This window comes from Streptomyces sp. FH025, from assembly GCF_017427025.1.
GTDB lineage: Bacteria > Actinomycetota > Actinomycetes > Streptomycetales > Streptomycetaceae > Kitasatospora.
Genome location: NZ_JAFLNG010001047.1, coordinates 1 through 1812, shown reverse-complemented (window position 1 = coordinate 1812; position 1812 = coordinate 1). Strand labels below are relative to the sequence as shown.

Genomic DNA, 1812 nt, shown 5'->3' with positions numbered 1-1812 from the left:
CGCCCGCCGCCTCGGCCGCACCCGGCAGGCCACCGCCTACCAGGCCGACGAACGCGAGATCCACCTCGTGAACCTCGCCCTGCACCTGCGCCGCCCGCTGCTGATCACCGGCAAACCCGGCGTCGGAAAGTCCACCCTCGCCTACGCGGTCGCGCACGAACTGGGCCTCGGCCCCGTCCTGCGCTGGCCGATCAGCAGCCGCTCCGCCCTGCGCGACGGCCTCTACGCCTACGACGCCATCGGCCGCCTCCACGAGGCCGGCCTCACCGCCCCGCGGGACGGCGGCGAGCGGCAGCCACCCGAGATCGGCCGGTTCCTGCGCCTCGGCCCGCTCGGCACCGCGCTGCTGCCCTGGCGCACGCCCCGGGTCGTCCTCATCGACGAGATCGACAAGAGCGACATCGACCTGCCCAACGACCTGCTGAACGTCTTCGAGGAGGGCGAGTTCGAGATCCCCGAGCTGCAGCGCCTCGGACCGGGCCCGCAGGAGGTCGCCACCGCCGACCCGGGCCGGACCGCGGTCGTGCGCGGCGGCCAGGTGCGCTGCGCCGACTTCCCGCTGGTCGTCCTCACCAGCAACGGCGAACGCGAGTTCCCCTCGGCCCTGCTGCGCCGCTGCGTCCGGCTGGAGATCCAGCCGCCCACCGAGGACCGACTGGCCGCGATGGTCGCCGCCCACCTGGGCGCCGACGATTCGGAGGACGGCGCCCAACGCGCCGAGCTCATCACCGAGTTCCTGCGCCGCCAGCGCGAGGACGGCGCCGAACTGGCCAACGACCAGCTGCTCAACGCCCTGCTCATGGCCGAACGCGGCCTGTGGGGCAGCCGACCCGGGCGCGGCGTCATCCACGACGTCCTGCTGCGCCCGCTCAACGAGAGCTGAGGCGACGGCGGGTGGGCGGCTTCGGGGTGGACGGTCGGGCGGATGGAGCGAACGGCGCGGTGACGCGGTCGGCGCTGCGGGAGGCGCTGGCCGCGCTGGTCGCGCCCGTGGACGGTGCTCCACGGCCGCAGGACCTCGCGGACGCCCTGTGGATCTCCCGGCTCGCCGGTCTCGCGCCCGTACCCGCCGCCGATCCGGTGCCACTGGCGGCCCCGTCGGAGCCGGGGGAGCCGGGGGAGCCCGTGGAACCGCCGCCGGGGCGGCCGGGCGATGGCCCGTACCCGTCCGGTCCTCCGCGCCCGGAACCCGGCGTCGAGCCGGATGGCGACCCCGGCCCCGAGCCCGTCCCCAAGGTCGAACTGCACTCCCGCCGCGCCTCTTTCGACGGCGACGACGACGGCGGCGGCGACCGGCGCGCCGCCGGCGCGGGTGCCGTGGGCGCCGAGGTCGTCCAGGTCACCCGCCCCACCGCGCTGCCCGGCGCCCTGGCCATCGCCCGCGCCCTGCGGCCGCTGCGCCGACCGCTGCGCCAACGCCCGGGCGGCCTCCGGCAGTTCCACCTCGACGAGGCGGCGACGGCCGCCGCCACCGCCGAGGCCGGCGTACTGCTGCCGGTCTGGCAGCGGGCCCGGCCCAGGTACTCGGTCGACCTGCTGGTGGACAGCGGCGCCACCATGGCCGTCTGGCACGACCTGGCCGGGGAGTTCGCCACCCTGCTGGAACGCCACGGCGCCTTCGCGGAGGTGCGCACCTGGTCGCTGGACACCGACCGTACGGTCCCGCGCCTGACCCCGTTCCGCCGGCGCCGCCGCCGCAGCAGCACCGAACCATCACCTGCCGACCCACCGTCCGCCGCCTCCGGCCGCACCTGGTCCCGCCCGCTCGCCGACCCGCACGGCCGCCGCATCCTGTTCGTGCTCACCGACGGC

General features: G+C 76.6%; 1 protein-coding gene and 1 pseudogene. Both read left to right on the top strand.

What is annotated here, in order from left to right; translation table 11 throughout:
* A partial coding sequence (locus J0670_RS37120; protein WP_207817184.1) for a MoxR family ATPase occupies window positions 1-883 on the top strand: 883 nt, incomplete at its 5' end.
* Between the two features lie 59 nt (window positions 884-942).
* A pseudogene (locus J0670_RS37115) lies at window positions 943-1812 on the top strand (hypothetical protein); the annotation flags it as partial.